The 16844-nt window shown below is 73.6% G+C and carries 15 protein-coding genes and 1 tRNA gene; 8 read left to right on the forward strand and 8 right to left on the reverse strand.

The window, feature by feature from the left end; genetic code table 11:
* Nucleotides 1-474: 474 nt before the first annotated feature.
* Nucleotides 475-1182: a hypothetical protein gene (locus tag AC0693_RS26210; RefSeq protein WP_478803058.1), complete on the reverse strand. Its 708-nt coding sequence runs from the start codon at nucleotides 1180-1182 to the stop codon at nucleotides 475-477.
* Between the two features lie 233 nt (nucleotides 1183-1415).
* Here AC0693_RS26210 and AC0693_RS26215 point away from each other — a divergent pair, with 233 nt between their 5' ends.
* Nucleotides 1416-2234, forward strand: a complete 819-nt coding sequence (locus tag AC0693_RS26215) for a nuclease-related domain-containing protein (RefSeq protein WP_478803059.1) — start codon at nucleotides 1416-1418, stop codon at nucleotides 2232-2234.
* Between the two features lie 16 nt (nucleotides 2235-2250).
* Here the strand turns inward: AC0693_RS26215 and AC0693_RS26220 are convergent, their stop codons facing one another.
* Together AC0693_RS26220 and ligD are read right to left on the reverse strand one after the other, a co-directional pair.
* Nucleotides 2251-3300 carry an ATP-dependent DNA ligase gene (locus AC0693_RS26220; protein WP_478803183.1) on the reverse strand — a complete coding sequence of 350 codons (1050 nt, stop codon included), beginning with the start codon at nucleotides 3298-3300 and terminating at the stop codon, nucleotides 2251-2253.
* Entirely contained in the window at nucleotides 3300-4223 is a 924-nt protein-coding gene (ligD, locus tag AC0693_RS26225; protein WP_478803060.1) for a non-homologous end-joining DNA ligase, read from the reverse strand. Before ligD ends, AC0693_RS26220 begins: the two co-directional genes overlap by 1 nt.
* Before the next feature lie 31 nt (nucleotides 4224-4254).
* Between ligD and ku the strand changes: the two genes are divergently transcribed.
* Nucleotides 4255-5400: a non-homologous end joining protein Ku gene (gene ku, locus AC0693_RS26230; protein ID WP_478803061.1), complete on the forward strand. Its 1146-nt coding sequence runs from the start codon at nucleotides 4255-4257 to the stop codon at nucleotides 5398-5400.
* Nucleotides 5401-5628: 228 nt separating this feature from the next.
* Here ku and AC0693_RS26235 read toward each other — a convergent pair whose 3' ends face one another.
* Together AC0693_RS26235 and AC0693_RS26240 are read right to left on the reverse strand one after the other, a co-directional pair.
* The gene (locus AC0693_RS26235; protein ID WP_478736932.1) at nucleotides 5629-6021 is read right to left on the reverse strand and encodes a DUF6479 family protein; all 393 of its coding nucleotides are present in this window, start codon (nucleotides 6019-6021) and stop codon (nucleotides 5629-5631) included.
* Nucleotides 6022-6324: 303 nt separating this feature from the next.
* On the reverse strand, nucleotides 6325-6930 hold the full coding sequence (locus AC0693_RS26240; protein ID WP_478803062.1) for a hypothetical protein: 606 nt from the start codon (nucleotides 6928-6930) through the stop codon (nucleotides 6325-6327).
* A 167-nt stretch (nucleotides 6931-7097) separates the two neighbouring features.
* Here AC0693_RS26240 and AC0693_RS26245 point away from each other — a divergent pair, with 167 nt between their 5' ends.
* Nucleotides 7098-8330, forward strand: coding sequence for a helix-turn-helix domain-containing protein (locus AC0693_RS26245; protein WP_478803063.1), 1233 nt, complete (start codon nucleotides 7098-7100; stop codon nucleotides 8328-8330).
* 200 nt (nucleotides 8331-8530) lie between these two features.
* Here AC0693_RS26245 and AC0693_RS26250 read toward each other — a convergent pair whose 3' ends face one another.
* The 3 genes from AC0693_RS26250 to AC0693_RS26260 form a co-directional block, all read right to left on the reverse strand.
* Nucleotides 8531-9532 carry an XdhC family protein gene (locus AC0693_RS26250; RefSeq protein WP_478803064.1) on the reverse strand — a complete coding sequence of 334 codons (1002 nt, stop codon included), beginning with the start codon at nucleotides 9530-9532 and terminating at the stop codon, nucleotides 8531-8533.
* Nucleotides 9533-9711: 179 nt separating this feature from the next.
* Nucleotides 9712-10608 carry a hypothetical protein gene (locus AC0693_RS26255; protein WP_478803065.1) on the reverse strand — a complete coding sequence of 299 codons (897 nt, stop codon included), beginning with the start codon at nucleotides 10606-10608 and terminating at the stop codon, nucleotides 9712-9714.
* Between the two features lie 247 nt (nucleotides 10609-10855).
* A tRNA-Arg gene (locus AC0693_RS26260) sits at nucleotides 10856-10927 on the reverse strand.
* Between the two features lie 106 nt (nucleotides 10928-11033).
* Between AC0693_RS26260 and AC0693_RS26265 the strand changes: the two genes are divergently transcribed.
* From AC0693_RS26265 to thrC, 5 genes are all read left to right on the forward strand, one after another.
* Nucleotides 11034-11528 carry a response regulator gene (locus AC0693_RS26265; protein ID WP_468464660.1) on the forward strand — a complete coding sequence of 165 codons (495 nt, stop codon included), beginning with the start codon at nucleotides 11034-11036 and terminating at the stop codon, nucleotides 11526-11528.
* Nucleotides 11529-11538: 10 nt separating this feature from the next.
* On the forward strand, nucleotides 11539-12612 hold the full coding sequence (nrtL, locus tag AC0693_RS26270; RefSeq protein ID WP_478803066.1) for an ArgS-related anticodon-binding protein NrtL: 1074 nt from the start codon (nucleotides 11539-11541) through the stop codon (nucleotides 12610-12612).
* Between the two features lie 18 nt (nucleotides 12613-12630).
* Entirely contained in the window at nucleotides 12631-14022 is a 1392-nt protein-coding gene (gene lysA / locus AC0693_RS26275; RefSeq protein WP_478803067.1) for a diaminopimelate decarboxylase, read from the forward strand.
* Nucleotides 14023-14172: 150 nt separating this feature from the next.
* Nucleotides 14173-15477: a homoserine dehydrogenase gene (locus AC0693_RS26280; protein ID WP_356408255.1), complete on the forward strand. Its 1305-nt coding sequence runs from the start codon at nucleotides 14173-14175 to the stop codon at nucleotides 15475-15477.
* Nucleotides 15478-15484: 7 nt separating this feature from the next.
* Nucleotides 15485-16555 carry a threonine synthase gene (gene thrC, locus AC0693_RS26285; protein ID WP_356408252.1) on the forward strand — a complete coding sequence of 357 codons (1071 nt, stop codon included), beginning with the start codon at nucleotides 15485-15487 and terminating at the stop codon, nucleotides 16553-16555.
* The last annotated feature ends 289 nt before the right edge of the window (nucleotides 16556-16844 follow it).

The following is a 16844-nucleotide window of genomic DNA, read 5'->3' on the forward strand; positions in this document are numbered from 1 at the left end:
GCGTCGTGCCAGGGCGGCGCCACCCCGCCTGGTCAACTCCAGCCTCGCCGGCGTTTGAGGCGCCCCCGGAGGGCATGAGCGCCGCACGGCACCACTGTCCGTGTCCCGCCACCGGCCGGACTCGCCTCCGGCGGGCCTCAAACGCCGGGCAGGCTGCATGTGCCAGGGCGGCGCCACTCTGCCGGGCCAACTCCAGGCCCGCCAGCGTTGTACCGGGGCGGCGCCACTCCGCCTGGCCAACTCCAGCCCCGCTGGCGTCGTGCCAGGGCGGCGCCACCCCGCCTGGTCAACTCCAGCCTCGCCGGCGTTTGAGGCGCCCCCGGAGGGCATGAGCGCCGCACGGCACCACTGGCCGTTGCCCGCCATCCGCCGGACTCGCCTCCGGCGGGCCTCAAACGCCGGGCGGGCTGCAATGGGGGCCGGGGGAGCGCCGCCGGTGAGGGGCCCGGGGGGCCGCCGGCGCGGGCGGTCCGGTCAGGCCTCGGTGCGTCCGCGCCGCAGCATCGCGAAGCCGAGGCCGGCCGCGCCGACCGCGGCCATGCCGCCGCCCGCGGCGATCATCAGCACACCGTCGTCGGGGCCGTCGGCGAGCGTGCCGAGCCGCAGCGCCACGGTCCGGTCGGCGGCCGGGTCCATGGTCGAGGGCGCGATGGTGCCGCCGCCCGCGCCCGGGACGGTGAGCGCCGCGTCGGCGAAGCCGGTCCGCCGGGCCGTCTTGTGGCCGTCGGCGCCGGCGGCCAGCGCGGCCGGTACGAGGGCCTCGCCGTCCGCGGACCCGTTCGGCGATCCGTTCCCCGATCCGCTCGCCGACGTGTCGGCCGACCAGGAGGAGAGGCGCCCGTCCGGCTGGAGCGCCAGATGCAGCGCGTCCGTGCGGCCGTAGCCCGGGACGCCGTCCCGACTGGTCAGGCTGGCCACCGTGACCCCGTCGCGCAGGACGTCGGCCTGGTAGGACCCCGCGGCGACCCGGTAGACGCGCGCGGTGGAGACGCCGTCCGCGAGCGTCAGGCTCTTGACGAGGGTCCGGGGCGCGGACGCCGCGCGCGCGGGCGCCGAGGTCTGCGCGGCGGCCGCCGCGGGCAGCCCGTCGGCGAGGGCGGTGACGGCGGGCAGCGCCAGCAGGCTTCCGGCGCAGGCGGTCACGGCGGCGGCGCGAACGAGGGTGCGGCGGACGGTGCTCACGGGAGGTCCTTCGGTGCCGGTCGGAGCCTGGGGTGCCCAGGTGGCACCAACGTAGGCGGCTGCCGTTGCGGTTCGACGGTGGCTGTGTAACAGCGGGGCCGCAACGTCCCGGCGGAGTCGTTACACAACCGCCGGACCGCCGAGGGGTTCGACGCGCGGCCCGGCGTGCGGTCCGACCGGGGGATTGCCGCGCACGGCCGCGCCTGCTCCCATGGACGGCGGGGGTGAGGGAGATGCGTGATCGTGAACGGGAACACGGCCTCGGGCTCGGACTCAAGGTGCTGCCCGACCGTGGCCGCCTGTGGGTCAATCTGCCCGACGGACGCGGTGTGGCCTGGTACGACAGGACGGCCGGCCGGGTCAGCGTGATCTCGGAGCGGTACCGGGAGGCCGCGCTCGCGGTGTTACGTCCGTACCTCACCGGAAGCTGGACCGTCGGCCCGCCCCCCGTGCCCAGCGCCGCGGACCTCGCCCGGCTGTCCCTCCACCCGGACGACGACCTGGCCCCGAACCGCCCCGGCGAAGCGCTGCTGGGCGAACTGGAACACGGCGCGGCGGGCGCCCGTACCCGCCACCGCATGCGGCCGGACCTGCTCGCCCAGGAGCGCGTGGGCGCCGAGCTGGACGCCCTGGAGGGCGCGGGCTGGCGGGCGCTGCACGCCGTACCGCTGCCCGGGGCGGGGCGGATCGACCACCTGCTGATCGGGCCCGGCGGGGTCTGGTGCGTGCGCACCGTCCCGGGCCGGCGCCAGCGCGTCCAGGTCGGTGACCTGCTCGTAGCGGTCGGCCGCGCCGAGCCCCGGCCGGACGTCCGCTGGGCCCGGCGGGCCGCGGAGCGCGCCGCGCACGCGCTGGTCACCGCGGTTACCCCAGCCCTGGCGGTGGTGGAGCCGGCCCGCCTGGAGGTGGCGCCGTCCCTGCGCGACGTCGTGGTCCTGGAAGCGGGCACGGCGGCCGCCCGCCTGACCCGCGCCCCCGCCGCCCTCAAACCATCGGACGTCGAAGCCCTCTTCGCAGCCGCCCGCGACCGGAACACCTGGGCCCGGGTCTGACCGGGCCGGGCCGCTCTCACCACGACGGGCGCAGGCGCAGTACCTCCGGCGGGGGGTGGCGGCCGGACGCGCTGCGGACCTCGGCCGTCAGCGGCGGATCGACCGGGTGGTAGGCGATCTCGCCGAGCCCGATCGCCGTGACGGTCCGGGTACCCGGCTTCGTGGCGGCGGTCCGACCCGCCGCCGCGGTCCCGGAACCCGCACCGGCCGCGGCCAGTGCCGCCGCCACCTGGGCCCGTAGCGCGGGGCCCAGCGGGCTCGACACGATCGGCGCGTCGGGGTCCGGGTCGGCGTCCTCGGCCGGGTCCCCGGGCAGCGGTGCGCCGTCCGTACCCGCATCGACCCCGGGACCCGCCCCCGCATCGACCCCGGGACCCGCCCCCGGACCCGCCTCCGCGCCCGCATCCCCGTCCCCCGGCAGGACCAGCACCAGGGCGAGGGGCCGCGCCGCGGTCCCCGTGTACCCGATCACCGCCGCGTCCCGGGTGTCCGTGTGCCGCAGCTTCTGCCAGCCCCGGCGGCCCGTCGGGTACGCCTGGTCCAGACGCTTGATCACCAGCCCCTCGATCCCGCTGGCCGGCAGGGTCTCGTACCAGGTCGCCGCCAGCTCCGGTTCCGTCGTCATCGGCACCGGCTGGAGCGGCGGGCCCAGCGGCAGCAGCAGGTCGACCAGCAGCGCGCGGCGCCGTTCGTACGGCCGCGCGCGCAGGTCCAGCCCGGCCAGTTCCAGCACGTCGAAGGCCGCGTAGGAGGCCGGGAGCGTGCGCGCGAGCACGGCGGCGCGGGCGGCCGTCGCCGCGGCCCGCCGCTGCACCAGCGCGAAGTCCGTACGGCCCGCGTGCCAGACCACCACTTCGCCGTCGAGCGTGGTGCCGGCGGGCAGCAGCAGGGCCGCGGCGGCCAGGTCCGGGAACGCGCTCGTCACCACCCGCCCCGACCGCGCCTGGAGCACCACGTCCTCGGTGGTCCGCCGGATCACCAGCCGGTGCCCGTCGAACTTCGGCTCGTACGCCAGCCCCGCCCCCCGCGGCAGCTCCCGCACGGCGGCGGCCAGCGCGACCCGGATCACGGCGCACCCGCCGTACGGGCGCCACCGCCCGGCAGCGCCCCCGCCCGGGCCGGGTCGGTCAGTGGCGCGAAGAGGTCCCCGTCCCGGGCGAGCCGCGCCACCACCTCGTCGGCGACGAACACCAGGGCGGCGGGGTCGCCGCGGTCCCCGCACTGCGCCACCTCCGCCCAGGTCACCGGCGCGGACACCGTCGGCAGCGCCCGCGCCCGCAGCGTGTACGGCGCGGCGGTGGTCTTGGCGGCCGCGTTCTGGCTGTGGTCCACGAACACCTTCCCGGGCCGCAGCGCCTTCGTCATCCGGTGAACCACCAGCTCCGGAAGCTCGCGCTCCGCTTCCTGCGCGAGCGCCTTCGCGTACGCCGACACCCGCGCGGACGGCGTCGGCTCCACCGGCACGCAGAGGTGCATCCCCTTCGAACCCGAGGTCTTCGCGAAGGCCTCCAGCCCGTCCGCCGCCAGCCGCTCCCGCAGCCACAGGGCGACCGCGCAGCACTCCACCACGCCCGCCGGGGCGCCCGGATCGAGGTCGAAGACCAGCCGGTCGGCCACCGCCGGCCGGGCGGTGGTCCACTGCGGGGTGTGGAACTCCACGACCAGGTTCGCGGCCCACATGAGCGTCGCGAGGTCGGCCACGACGACCTGCTCGGCGCGCTGGTCCTCGGAGCGGGGCACCCGCGCGGTCTCCACCCATTCGGGCGTGCCGGGCGGCGGGTTCTTCGTGAAGAACCGCTGCCCGTCCGGCCCGTCCGGATAGCGCAGGAACGAGACCGGCCGGTCGTGGACGTGAGGCAGCAGGGCCCCGGAGACGGTGGCGTAGTAGTGCAGCACCTCGCCCTTGGTGAAACCGTTCTCCGGATAGATGACCTTGTCCAGATTGCTGAGCGCGAGGCGACGCCCCTCCACCGTTGTGATCGGCGTCATACGATGAGATTGCCACGAATCAGGAGGAACCGTGCGATCCATTTGGAACGGGGCCATCTCCTTCGGCCTGGTCAGCATCCCGATCAAACTGGTGAACGCCACCGAGAACCACTCGATCTCCTTCCGCCAGATCCACACCGCCGACGGCGGCCGCATCCGGTACCGCAAGGTGTGCGAACTGGACGGCGAGGAGGTCACCTCGGCCGAGATCGGCAAGGGGTACGAGGAGGCGGACGGCTCGGTCATCCCGATCACCGACGAGGACCTGTCGGCGCTGCCGCTGCCCACGGCGAAGACGATCGAGATCGTGACCTTCGTCCCTGCCTCGCAGATCGATCCGCTCCAGATGGACGCCGCGTACTACCTCGCGGCGAACGGCATCCCGGCCGCCAAGCCCTACACCCTGCTCCGGGAGGCGCTCAAGCGCAGCGACCGGGTCGCGATCGCCAAGTTCGCCCTGCGCGGGCGCGAGCGGCTCGGGATGCTGCGGGTGGTCGACGACGTCATCGCCATGCACGGCCTCCTGTGGCCGGACGAGATCCGGGCCCCGGAAGGCGTGGCCCCGGAGACCGACGTCACGATCCGCGACGCGGAACTGGACCTGGCGGACGCCCTGATGGCCACTCTGGGCGAGGTGGACGTCGACTCCCTGCACGACGACTACCGCGAGGCGGTGGAGGCCATGCTGGCCGCGAAGTCGGAGTCGGGAGCGGGCCTGACCCCGGAGCAGACCCCGGCGCCGACCGGGAACGCGCAGGTGATCGACCTGATGGCGGCCCTGGAGAAGAGCGTACGGGCGGCCAAGGCGTCCCGCGGCGAAGCGGAGCCGCAGGAGTCCGGCGAGGCGGGGGAGGCGGGGGAGGCGGCGGCGGACGTGGCCGAGGTGACCCCGATCCGGCGCCGGCCGGCCCGCAAGACCGCGCCCAAATCAGCGGCGGCCCCCAAGGCCGCCACCGGCAAGAAGTCCACGTCGACGACGAAGAAGACCACCCCCACCGGCTCCGCCGCGAAGACGACGGCCAAGACCGCGAAGACCGCGAAGACCGCCAAGTCCGCGGCGGCCAAGACGACGACGACGAAGTCGACCGCGGCGAAGAAGACCACGGCGTCATCGACGAAGAAGGCGACGACCTCGAAGAAGGCCACGAGCACCCCGCAGAAGCGCTCGTCTGCGTGACCGCAGGCGCGGCTCCCGGTGTGCGTACGGGGACGGTCTGCCCGCCGTGCGTCAAGGATGAGCGGAGGCCCGGCGTCCAGTCCGTCACGATCTTCACGCAGGACCTCGGCGGGGGCGGGGCCCGGGTCTACTTGCAGGCGTTCTAGCGGGACGGGCGGGTGAGAGGTCCCGGACATGGTGATGGGCGGCCCTTCCGGGCCGCCCATCACCACGCAATCGTCCGTCCCCTCAGGTGGGGCCCACCCCGCCGCCTCGGACCGGCGGCTGACCGTTCGGCGGGTCGACCGGCCGGGTCGGCGGCCGGTGGTGCCAGGAGGTGTATCCGGCGTCACGCTCCGCCCGGACCTCCTCAGGATGGCTGGAGGTGGTCGAGCCGAAGTTCCCGTAGCCCTGCATCTCGTGCGGCCGGAGGCCGCCCTCGGGAATCTCCACCGGCTCCCGCTCTTCGAGCAGCTCGTGCACCGCGCCGCCGTCCGGCAGGTGCGGCTGGCTCTCGGCGGTGGGGGGCGCGGGCTCCTGGGCCCGGACCCGTTTGCCCAGCCAGAAGGCGGCGATCAGGAAACCGGTGACGGCGATCCCGACGACCAGGAACCACGCGATGTCGCTCAGGGTCGTTTCCATGGTGGACCTTTACCCGGCGAGGCACGGCGTATGCGCCCGTAATGACCATAAATCTGCCGGTATGGGGCACCGGGGCACCGGGGCGCCAGGCCGCGGGCAGCCGAGCCGCGGGGCGGCTGGGCCGCTGGCGGCCAAGAGACCATCTCATGGGGCGAGGCTGCGGTAACGGATGAGGGTGCAGGCGATGCTGGTGAGGGCCAGGAAGTGGTCGCCGCCGGCGGAGCAGGTGGGCACGACAGCGGCGCGCCCGGGTTTCCGGCCGCGCCGCTGTCGTGCTGTGGTCAGCCCTCGGGGGCCCCCGGGTCAGTGGAGCTTGTTGACGGCGGTCTTCGTCGTGGTGCGGAAGGCGGTCAGCGGGGCGTCCTTGAGGTCGCCCATCTGGCCCCAGCGGACGAGGGTGACGGTGCGGCCGTCGCGGCCGACGGAGAACAGGTGGATGTCGGAGATGCCGATCTGCGGGTCGGCGGTGTCCAGGCTGTAGACCCAGGCGCCCTCCTCGACGGCGAGCTTGCCGTGGGAGGCGCTGACGGCCTGCAGGCCCGGGTTCTGCTGCTCCAGCAGGGGACCGCAGCCGGCGAGGGCCGCGCGGAGGGTGTCGACCAGCTTCACGGCGTCGGCCTCGGTACGGGCGACGGTGGTGACCTGGACGCCGTTGGTGTCGAGCTCGGTGCTGAACTCGCGGTAGCGGGTGTTCTGCGCCGGGATCTTGTACGGGGCGCACAGGACGCCGCCGTTCTCCGGGACGCCGGTGAAGACCTGGGTGGCGGTCCACGGCGTCGACGACGGCGGCATCTGGGAGGCGGCGAGGAAGGCGGGCTGGGCAGCGGCCTGCGCCGGGGCCGTGGCGAGGGCCGCGAGGCCCAGTGCGGCAGCGGCTGCGGTGGCGAGTGCGGTGCGGAGCTTGTTCATGGTGGTGGATCCCCCGTCGGGTCGTTCGTTCGGTCAGTGCTCAACCAGCGTGGGGCCGGCGCCCGCCGACTGCAACGATCACGCGCCCACCAGCCGTCCCGGAACCATTCCACCCCCGCTGACGTGCAAGGACGTGAAGGATGGGATGCAGGGTCGAGGGGGATGGAATGCCGAAGGACGCCGCCGTCGAGGAGTTCGCGGGGCTCGTGCGCGCGCTGAAGGCGCGGGACGGGAGGAGTTACGAGGCGCTGGGCCGGCGGCTGAGCGTCAGCGCGTCCACCCTCCACCGCTACTGCTCGGGCGCGACCGTCCCGGAGGAGTTCGCCGTGGTCGACCGCCTCGCCCTGCTGTGCGGGGCGGACGAGGAGGAACGGCGGGCCCTGGAGGCGGCCTGGACGGAGGCGGACCGCGCCCGCCGCCGAGCGGCCTCGCCCGCGCCCACGCCCGTGCCGGCCGTGTCGGCCGCGCCGGAATCGAACCCGGAACCATTCGCGCCGGAACCGGGCCCCGGCCCCGCGCCGGACCCGACCGCGCCGGGCCCGTCCGCGCCGGGCCCGTCCGCCGCGGACCCGTCCGCGCCGGAGGCGCCCCGGGCCCGCCCCCGTCGTGGCGCCCCCGCTCCCCTCCTCCTCGTAGCCGCCGCCGTCGCCCTCGTCGTGCTCGCCCTCGCCGCCGCCCTGCTCGGCCGCCCCACCCGTACGGCTTCCGCCCCCGCTCCCGCTTCCACCGCTCCGGGGCCGACCGCGGCCCCCCTCCCCTTCACCTGGAGCATCGGTTCCCAGCTCTGGGAGGGCGGCTGCGGGCACACCTACCTCGTGGACCGGGCCCCCCGCGCGGTCGCCCCGCCACCGGTCGCGGCCGACTCCGGGGCGTGGGCCGGGACGCACGGTGCCGTGCACGGCGGGGAGGCGCTGGTGCGGATCACGGTCCAGGGCCGGTCGCCGTCCGACGCCGTCGTCCTCCATGCCCTGCACGTGCGCGTGGTCGACCGCGCCGCGCCGCTGCCGTGGAACGCGTACCGGATGGACAACGGCTGTGGCGGCGCCGTCACCCCGCGCCACTTCGCCGTGGACCTCGACCAGCCGCGCCCGCTCGCGAGGCCCGTCGACGGCCTTGACGCCTCCGGCGCCGAGGCCCGGAAGATCCCCGCCGTCTCCTTCCCGTACAAGGTCACCTCCTCCGACCCCGAGGAGCTGCTGGTTTCCGCGCGGACGGCGGGCTGCGACTGCCGCTGGTACCTGGAGCTGGAGTGGAGCGCCGGGGGCCGTACGGGGACGGTGCGGATCACGGACGACGGGAAGCCGTTCCGCACGAGCGGGACCATGGGGAGGCCGGCGTACGTGCACGACCCCGTCGAAGGGCGCTGGATCACAGACTCGGACTCTGGACAGACCGGGTGACCGACGAGCAACTGCGACTGACATGGGCTGAGCAAGCGCTCAAGCCCGGATCTGCGGGCCGCCTGACCCCTCGGCCCCCTCGCCACCCGGCCGTCTGGCCGCTTGGCCCTCGCCCGAGGGTCCGGGGCTGCTGCCGCCGATCCGCGAGCCCCGCGCGGACCCCGGTGCCCGCGCGGAGCGCACCTGCTCACCACACACCCCTAAACGTTTATGGGCCCCTCCGCGTCCCGCAAGGCGCCCGTCCCCCGCGCCCCACCGCCCCGCGAGCCCAGCACGCCCAGGATCTCCGCACAGATGGCGAGGGCCGTCTCGGCGGGCGTACGCGCCCCCAGGTCCAGCCCGATCGGTCCGTGCACCCGCGCCAGCTGCGCCTCGGCGACCCCGTCCGCCAGCAGCCCCTCGCGCCGCCGCGCCTGGGTCTTGCGGGAGCCGAGCGCGCCGACGTACGGGACCCCGGCCGCGAGCGCGCCCCGCAGCGTCGGCACGTCGAAGTCGGGATCGTGGCTCAGCATCACCAGGCAGGCCCCGTCCCGTCGGGCCCGCAGCGCCTGCGCCGCCCCGGCGGCGTCCTCGACCAGCACGGCGTCCCAGCCCAGCAGCCGCGCCTGCCGCTCGATCACCCGCGCCAGCTCGCCGCCGCCCCCGATCACCAGGCAGGGAGCCGCCGGGTACGCCTCCACCAGCACCAGCCCCGACCGCTCGTACAGCGCGTCCCGGCCGGCCCGGTGCGTACCCAGCAACTCGGCCGCCCTGCGCTCCGCATCCGTGGCGGGCTCGGCGTCGAGCGCCCGTACGATCTCGCTCTCCGCCCGGTCGGCGGCCTCGTTGAGCCGCGTCACCAGCGCGACCCCGGCTCCCTCGGCCAGCAGGTCCCACCACGCGGCCGGTACGGCGGACAGCGGCTGGAGCAGGATCTCCGCCTGCCCGCCACAGGTCAGCCGCGCCTCCACGGCCTCGGGCCCGCGTACGGACACCTCACACACCCGGGCGCTCTCCCCGGCCGCCAAGGCCCCCGCCTCCGCGACGAGTTCGGCGTCGAACACCCCCCGGTACAGGGCCCCCACGCACTCCCCGCGCGGATCGACGAGCACCGCCCCACCGGCGTCCCGGGGCCCGAACCCCTGCTCGGTGATGGGCCGCGCCAGAAACCCGGCCCGCCCCTCCGAGACCCACTGCCGCGCCGACTCAGCCAGCTCACGCATCCGTGCCACCCCGATCGCCGTAAGACTCCCGATCCACAAAGTGCCAGGTCAGCAGCACAATGCAGCCTCCCCCAAAATCCTAGACACCCCACCCCCACCCCCCAAGCCGCAAATCCGCCGATCCCCACCCCACCCCCTCGTACGACCCGCCGGAAACCGATCACCACTGCGCCCTGGGCTCAGGCGATGTCGGCGTACCAGATGCGGCTCGGCGGCCGTCCCGCGTCGGAGTCGAAGCGCTTGGGCAGCCCCGGCCTCAGCGCGGGTCGCAGCAGCCGCCACGTCCGTTCGATCGCCTCGCCCGTGAAGTCCTGGAACTCCGCGGTGACCTGGAGCAGCACGGCGCCGTCGCGCAGGGTCTCGACGCGGTGGAAGTCACCGGCCGCGGCAATGCCGTCGGCGCCGCCCAGCTGCTGGGCGATCTCGCGCGGGATCACCATCAGCCACTCGTACCCGCGCAGCCGCCGCCGTGACTCCGGCAGCGTCGTCGAGGGCAGCGGTGGACCGACCCGCTCCTCGTGCTCGGTACGGCCCAGTGACAGGAAGTACCCGACCTGGGCGTAGCACGGATCGACCTCCTGGGAGAAGTCCCGAAGCACCTCCGTCATACGTGCCTGGGCGGCCGGCCCGAAGCGGTCCTCGGGCGCGTGCGCGCTGAGCCTGACCCAGTCCCTGGAGTTTTCGTCACGCGCGACGCCCACCCTTAGCAGTTGCTCACCGGGCATACCGTGATCGTCCAGCCGGTAGACCGCGGTTTCGGCCAACTGCACGTCCAGGGCCAGCCACTTGCGCAGCATCGGCAGGTTCTTGCGGGTCAGCACCCGGGACCGGTTGGTGACCCGCCCGGTGGTGCCGTTGACGATGTTCGCCTGGAGGAAGCCCCAGAGCGACCCGGGTGGGCCGCACTGCACCGACTTCTTGATCGACTCCTCCACCTGCTCGGTGGAGTCGAGGAGTGCCTGGAAGGTCTCGTGCTCCAAGCGATCCGGGCACTCCGTGAGCCAACGCCAGGCGAGATCGGCCATCGCCTCGGCACCGCGGTACTCGGCGTCGATCTCACATCGAATCGTGTGCATGCCTGCCTCACCACTCCTTCTGCCCCTTCGGGAGAGCTTCGACCGGAACCGGACGCCATTCCACGGGGGCAGTTGGGCAGGCACGGCCCACGAGCCGCTGCCCGCCTGACGGGTCTGTGCGGCCAAGCGCCCCTCACGCGGAGGGGGGCGTAACAACGACAAAGGCCCGGACTCAGTTGGACTGAGTTCGGGCCTTCATGCTCGGCACTTCAGCTGGTCAGCGACACTTGCACACCACCAGCTGGAGTGCCCCCGGCAGGATTCGAACCTGCGCACACGGCTCCGGAGGCCGTTGCTCTATCCCCTGAGCTACGGGGGCGTGTCATCCGCTGTGCGGCGACGGGTTGAACACTACCAGCTTCCGCGGGGTGATCAGGAACGCGTTTGCGGGGTCCGGAGGGGTGGGTCGCCCGGAGGGGGTGGAAGTGGCAAAAACCCGGACGCGGGGGCTTAGGGCGACCTACTCTCGAGTTGTGTCAGGCGCCTCGGGCCGGGTGCTTGTTGTCGACGACAACAAGGTCATCCGGCAGCTGATCAAGGTCAATCTCGAGCTGGAGGGCTTCGAGGTCGTGACCGCGAACGATGGTGCCGAGTGCCTGGACGTCGTGCACCGGGTCTGTCCCGACGTGATCACCCTGGACGTCGTCATGCCGCGGCTCGACGGGTTCGGGACCGTCGCGCGGTTGCGCGCCGATCCGCGGACGCGGCTGGTGCCCGTCGTGATCGTCAGTGCCTGTACGCAGTACGAGGTGGAGTCCGGGACCCTCGCCCAGGTGGACGCGTTCCTCGCCAAGCCCTTCGAGCCGACCGAGCTGGTGCGGGTCGTGCGGCGGCTGATCGAGCGCAAGCGCGGGGGGACCGGCGGGCGGGGAGTTCACATGGCGAAACCGGTTCGCGTCAGGGGGGACCTTCTCCCCTAGTGTGGGTCCCGTGACCCCCGCTGACCTCTCCCGTACCGTCGTGCGCGCCGTGCGCTGCGCCGTCGAGGGCGGGGAGCTGGGCGCAGGGGCCGTCGTGCCCGAGCGGGTCGTCGTCGAGCGGACCCGGCCCGGGGGAGTGGGGGAGTACGCCACCCCCGTCGCCCTCCAGCTGGCCAAGGCGAGCGGACGCCGTCCCGCCGAGGTGGCCGATCTGCTGGCCCGGCGGCTCGGCCGGGTGGCCGGAATCCGGCACGTGGAGATCACCGGCCCCGGCTTCCTCAATTTCAGTCTCAGTGATGATGGAGACGGCGATGGCGACGGCGCTGCCGGTGCCGGTGCTCGTGAGGTCGTGCGGCTGGTGCGGGCCCGGGGGGCCGCGTACGGCTTCGCCGACTTCGCCGACCTCCCCGACCCGGCCGATCGCCCCGGTACGGACGCCCCCGCCGACCAGGACCTCCGTACCCGCGCCGTGCGCGAGGCCGTCGGGCGGCTGCTGCGGAGCCAGGGCGTGCCGGACGATGCCCGGTTGCTGCGCGTCGCGCCCGTGGCGCGGGCCGACGGGGACGTCGTACGGCGCTACGGCGCCGACGCCGCGCGCTGGGGCATGCTCGCCACCGATCCCGCGCAGCCGCCGCACTTCGGCCCGGTCCTGCTCGTCCAGGGCGAGGCCAGCGAGTTCTTCCGGGTGCGGTACGCCGTCGCGCGCGCACGGGCGCTCGTACGCAACGCCGCCCGGCTCGGGTTCGCCCCGATGACGGACGCCCCGGCGACGGACGACCCGACCCCGGCTGGCGCCACCCCCGCCCGCGCCCGCACCCCCACCACCAAGCCCCTGCTCGACGCGCTCCGCGAGTACCCCCTCGTGCTCGAAGCCGCCGCGCACCACCGGGCGCCCGAGAGGCTCGCCCGGCACCTCGTCGCGCTCGCCGACGCCCTGCTCGACTTCCAGTACGACGTACTGCCCCGAGGGGACGAGAAACCCTCGGCCGCCCATCGCTCCCGGCTGGCGCTCGCCGATGCCGCCGGGACGGTGCTGGCCGGTGGCCTGACCCTGCTCGGTGTCGACATTCCTGAAGTGGTTTAGAGGAGAAAGAGAAGCGTCATGAGCCGCTCCGCACACCCCGCCGGTCCCCGTCACGCCGACGTCCTGCCGGAAGGCCACTACGCCCCGCCGGCCGCCGACCTCAACCTGCTCCCCGAGAAGGTGTGGTCCCGGACCGTCACCCGCGCCGGTGACGGAGTGGTCAGCGTCGGCGGGATCGAGGTGACCCGGCTCGCAGAGGAGTTCGGGACCCCCGCCTACTTCCTCGACGAGGAGGACTTCCGGGCCCGCTGCCGCGCCTGGGCGCACGCCTTCGGGCCGGACGCCGACGTGTTCTACGCGGGCAAGGCCTTCCTCTCCAAGGCCGTCGTGCGCTGGCTGAGGGAAGAGGGGCTCAACCTCGACGTGTGCTCCGGGGGCGAGCTGGCCACCGCCCTCGCCGCCGAGATGCCCGCCGAGCGCATCGCCTACCACGGCAACAACAAGTCCGTCTCCGAGATCCGGCGGGCCGTCGCCGCGGGCGTCGGGCGGATCGTCCTCGACTCCTTCCAGGAGATCGCCCGGGTGGCGCACGTCGCCGCCGGGCTGGGGGTCCGCCAGCGCGTGCAGATCCGCGTGACCGTCGGCGTCGAGGCGCACACGCACGAGTTCATCGCCACCGCCCACGAGGACCAGAAGTTCGGCATCGCGGTCGCCGACGGGCTGGCCGCCGAGGCCGTGCGCCGCGTGCTCGGCCACGACAGCCTCGAACTGATCGGGATCCACTCCCACATCGGCTCGCAGATCTTCGACATGGCCGGCTTCGAGGTGTCCGCCAAGCGCGTGGTGCGGCTGCTGGCGGACGTGCGCGACGAGCACGGCGTCGAGCTGCCCGAGATCGACCTCGGCGGCGGCCTCGGCATCGCCTACACCGACACCGACGACCCGCGCGAGCCGCACGAGATCGCCAAGTCGCTCACCGAGATCGTCGCGCGCGAATGCGAGGGCGCCGGGCTGCGGGCGCCGCGGATCTCCGTCGAGCCGGGCCGCGCGATCGTCGGGCCGACCGCCTTCACGCTCTACGAGGTCGGCACGATCAAGCCGCTGGAAGGGCTGCGGACGTACGTCAGCGTCGACGGCGGGATGTCGGACAACATCCGCACCTCCCTCTACGACGCCGAATACAGCGTGGCGCTGGTCTCGCGCGCCTCGGACGCCGAGCCGATGCTCTGCCGCGTCGTGGGCAAGCACTGCGAGAGCGGTGACATCGTGGTGCGCGACGCCTTCCTGCCCGCCGACCTGGCGCCGGGCGACCTGATCGCGGTGCCCGCCACCGGCGCGTACTGCCGCTCGATGTCGAGCAACTACAACCACGCGCTGCGTCCGCCGGTGGTCGCCGTGCGCGACGGAGCGGCCCGTGTGATCGTCCGGCGCGACACGGAGGAAGATCTCCTGCGCATCGACGTCGGATAATGAAATTACCGTCTCACTCAATGGACGAAGGATGGAAAGTTCTGTCCATTGAGTGAGACTTGTTCCCACCTGGTGCGCAAGACCGCGCAGCGGGGGCTGATGGACGGATCGAAGCCTGATCGATCCGTGGATCGAAAGGTTTGGGTCTACATGATGCGTACGCGTCCGCTGAAGGTGGCGCTGCTGGGCTGTGGAGTGGTCGGCTCAGAGGTGGCGCGCATCATGACGACGCACGCCGACGACCTGGCGGCGAGGATCGGCGCGCCCGTCGAGCTGGCCGGCGTCGCCGTGCGGCGGCCCTCCAAGGTCCGCGAGGGCATCGACCCCGCGCTCATCACCACCGACGCCACCGCCCTGCTCAAACGGGGTGACATCGACGTCGCCATCGAGGTCATCGGGGGCATCGAGCCCGCCCGGACCCTGATCACCACCGCCTTCGAGAACGGCATCTCCGTGGTGTCGGCGAACAAGGCCCTGCTCGCCCAGGACGGCGCCGCCCTGCACGCGGCCGCCGAGCAGCACGGCCGTGACCTCTACTACGAGGCCGCCGTCGCCGGCGCCATCCCGCTGGTCCGCCCGATGCGCGAGTCCCTCGCCGGCGACAAGATCAACCGCGTCATGGGCATCGTCAACGGCACCACGAACTTCATCCTCGACAAGATGGACTCCACCGGCGCCGGCTACCAGGAGGCGCTCGACGAGGCCACCGCCCTCGGGTACGCCGAAGCCGACCCGACCGCCGACGTCGAGGGCTACGACGCCGCCGCCAAGGCCGCGATCCTGGCCGGCATCGCCTTCCACACCCGGGTGCACCTCGACGACGTCTACCGCGAGGGCATGACCGAGGTCAGCTCCGCGGACTTCGCCTCCGCCAAGCGGATGGGCTGCACCATCAAGCTGCTGGCCATCCTGGAGCGCGCCGCCGACGGCCGCTCGGTCACCGCCCGCGTCCACCCGGCGATGATCCCGCTCAGCCACCCCCTCGCCTCGGTCCGGGAGGCGTACAACGCCGTCTTCGTCGAGGCCGAGGCCGCCGGCCGGCTGATGTTCTACGGTCCCGGCGCGGGCGGCGCGCCGACCGCCTCGGCGGTCCTCGGCGACCTGGTGGCCGTCTGCCGCAACAAGCTCGCCGAGGTGACGGGGCCGGGCGAGTCGGCGTACACGCGGCTGCCGGTCAGCCCCATGGGCGACGTCGTCACCCGCTACCACATCAGCCTGGACGTGGCCGACAAGCCGGGCGTGCTCGCCCAGGTGGCGACCACGTTCGCGGAACACGGTGTCTCCATCGATACCGTTAGGCAGCAAGGACGCCCCGACGGGGTCGGCAATGAAGCCTCCCTCGTCGTCGTCACCCACCGCGCGCCCGACGCCGCCCTCTCCGGGACCGTCGAGGCACTGCGGAAGCTGGACACCGTCCGCGGTGTCGCCAGCATCATGCGTGTTGAAGGGGAGTAAGGGACCCATGACCGACAACGGCACCCACCAGTGGCGCGGCATCATCGAGGAGTACCGGCACCGGCTTCCGGTGACGGCGAACACCCCGGTGGTCACGCTCCGCGAAGGCGGTACGCCCCTCGTCCCCGCGCAGGTGCTCTCCGAGCGCACCGGCTGTGAAGTCCACCTCAAGGTCGAGGGTGCGAACCCCACCGGGTCCTTCAAGGACCGCGGCATGACCATGGCGATCACCCGGGCCAAGGAGGAGGGCGCGAAGGCGGTCATCTGCGCCTCCACCGGCAACACCTCCGCCTCCGCTGCCGCCTACGCGGTGCGCGCGGGCATGGTGTGCGCCGTCCTCGTGCCGCAGGGCAAGATCGCGCTCGGCAAGATGGGCCAGGCGCTCATCCACGGCGCCAAGATCCTCCAGGTCGACGGCAACTTCGACGACTGCCTGGACCTGGCCCGCGCGCTGGCCGACAACTACCCGGTCGCGCTGGTCAATTCCGTCAACCCGGTCCGCATCGAGGGCCAGAAGACGGCCGCGTTCGAGATCGTCGACGCGCTCGGCGACGCGCCCGACATCCACGTCCTCCCGGTCGGCAACGCGGGCAACATCACCGCGTACTGGAAGGGGTTCAAGGAGTACAAGGCCGACGGCCTCGCCTCCCGCACCCCCCGCGTCTGGGGCTTCCAGGCCTCCGGCTCCGCGCCCATCGTGCGCGGCGAGGTCGTCAAGGAGCCGCACACGATCGCCACCGCGATCCGCATCGGCAACCCGGCCTCCTGGGAGTACGCCCTGGCGGCCCGCGAGGAGTCGGGCGGCTTCATCGACGAGGTGACGGACCGCCAGATCCTCGCCGCGTACCGGCTGTTGGCCGCGCAAGAGGGCGTGTTCGTCGAGCCCGCCTCGGCCGCGTCCGTCGCCGGTCTGCTCAAGGCCGCCGAGCTGGGGCTGGTCGACCCGGGCCAGAAGATCGTGTGCACGGTCACCGGCAACGGCCTCAAGGACCCCGACTGGGCGGTCGCGGGCGCCCCGCAGCCCGTCACGGTCCCGGTGGACGCCGAGGCCGCCGCCGCACGCCTCGGCCTGGTCTGACCGCGCGCCCGGCGCTCGCGCCCGGCCGTCCGACCTGACGGACACCGGCGCGATCCGGCCGGTGCGCCGCGGCCGCCCGGCACCCGCCGGCCCGCCGCCGGATTCCGGAAGGGCTCCTCGGAGCCTTCCGGAATCCGGCAACTCGGCCCGTACGGCCACAAAAGCGCGAGGGAACACCGCGACACGCATCGTGCGCCTCCCGTGCGCCCTATGTCGGAGAAGAACCTTCCTTCGATACGCTGTACTGACATCCGCCACCGCGCATATGACGCGGTGCTGCCCCGGGGGC

It is taken from the genome of Streptomyces sp. NPDC043876, from assembly GCF_056435825.1.

Bases quoted from the DNA above. Each gene is read 5' to 3' on its own strand.
- AC0693_RS26240 (WP_478803062.1), bottom strand. From the start codon at position 6,930: ATGAACAAGCTCCGCACCGCACTCGCCACCGCAGCCGCTGCCGCACTG.
- AC0693_RS26250 (WP_478803064.1), bottom strand. From the start codon at position 9,532: ATGCGTGAGCTGGCTGAGTCGGCGCGGCAGTGGGTCTCGGAGGGGCGG.
- lysA (WP_478803067.1), top strand. From the start codon at position 12,631: ATGAGCCGCTCCGCACACCCCGCCGGTCCCCGTCACGCCGACGTCCTG.
- AC0693_RS26235 (WP_478736932.1), bottom strand. From the start codon at position 6,021: ATGGAAACGACCCTGAGCGACATCGCGTGGTTCCTGGTCGTCGGGATC.
- AC0693_RS26280 (WP_356408255.1), top strand. From the start codon at position 14,173: ATGATGCGTACGCGTCCGCTGAAGGTGGCGCTGCTGGGCTGTGGAGTG.
- ligD (WP_478803060.1), bottom strand. From the start codon at position 4,223: ATGACGCCGATCACAACGGTGGAGGGGCGTCGCCTCGCGCTCAGCAAT.
- AC0693_RS26245 (WP_478803063.1), top strand. From the start codon at position 7,098: ATGCCGAAGGACGCCGCCGTCGAGGAGTTCGCGGGGCTCGTGCGCGCG.
- AC0693_RS26255 (WP_478803065.1), bottom strand. From the start codon at position 10,608: ATGCACACGATTCGATGTGAGATCGACGCCGAGTACCGCGGTGCCGAG.
- thrC (WP_356408252.1), top strand. From the start codon at position 15,485: ATGACCGACAACGGCACCCACCAGTGGCGCGGCATCATCGAGGAGTAC.
- AC0693_RS26215 (WP_478803059.1), top strand. From the start codon at position 1,416: ATGCGTGATCGTGAACGGGAACACGGCCTCGGGCTCGGACTCAAGGTG.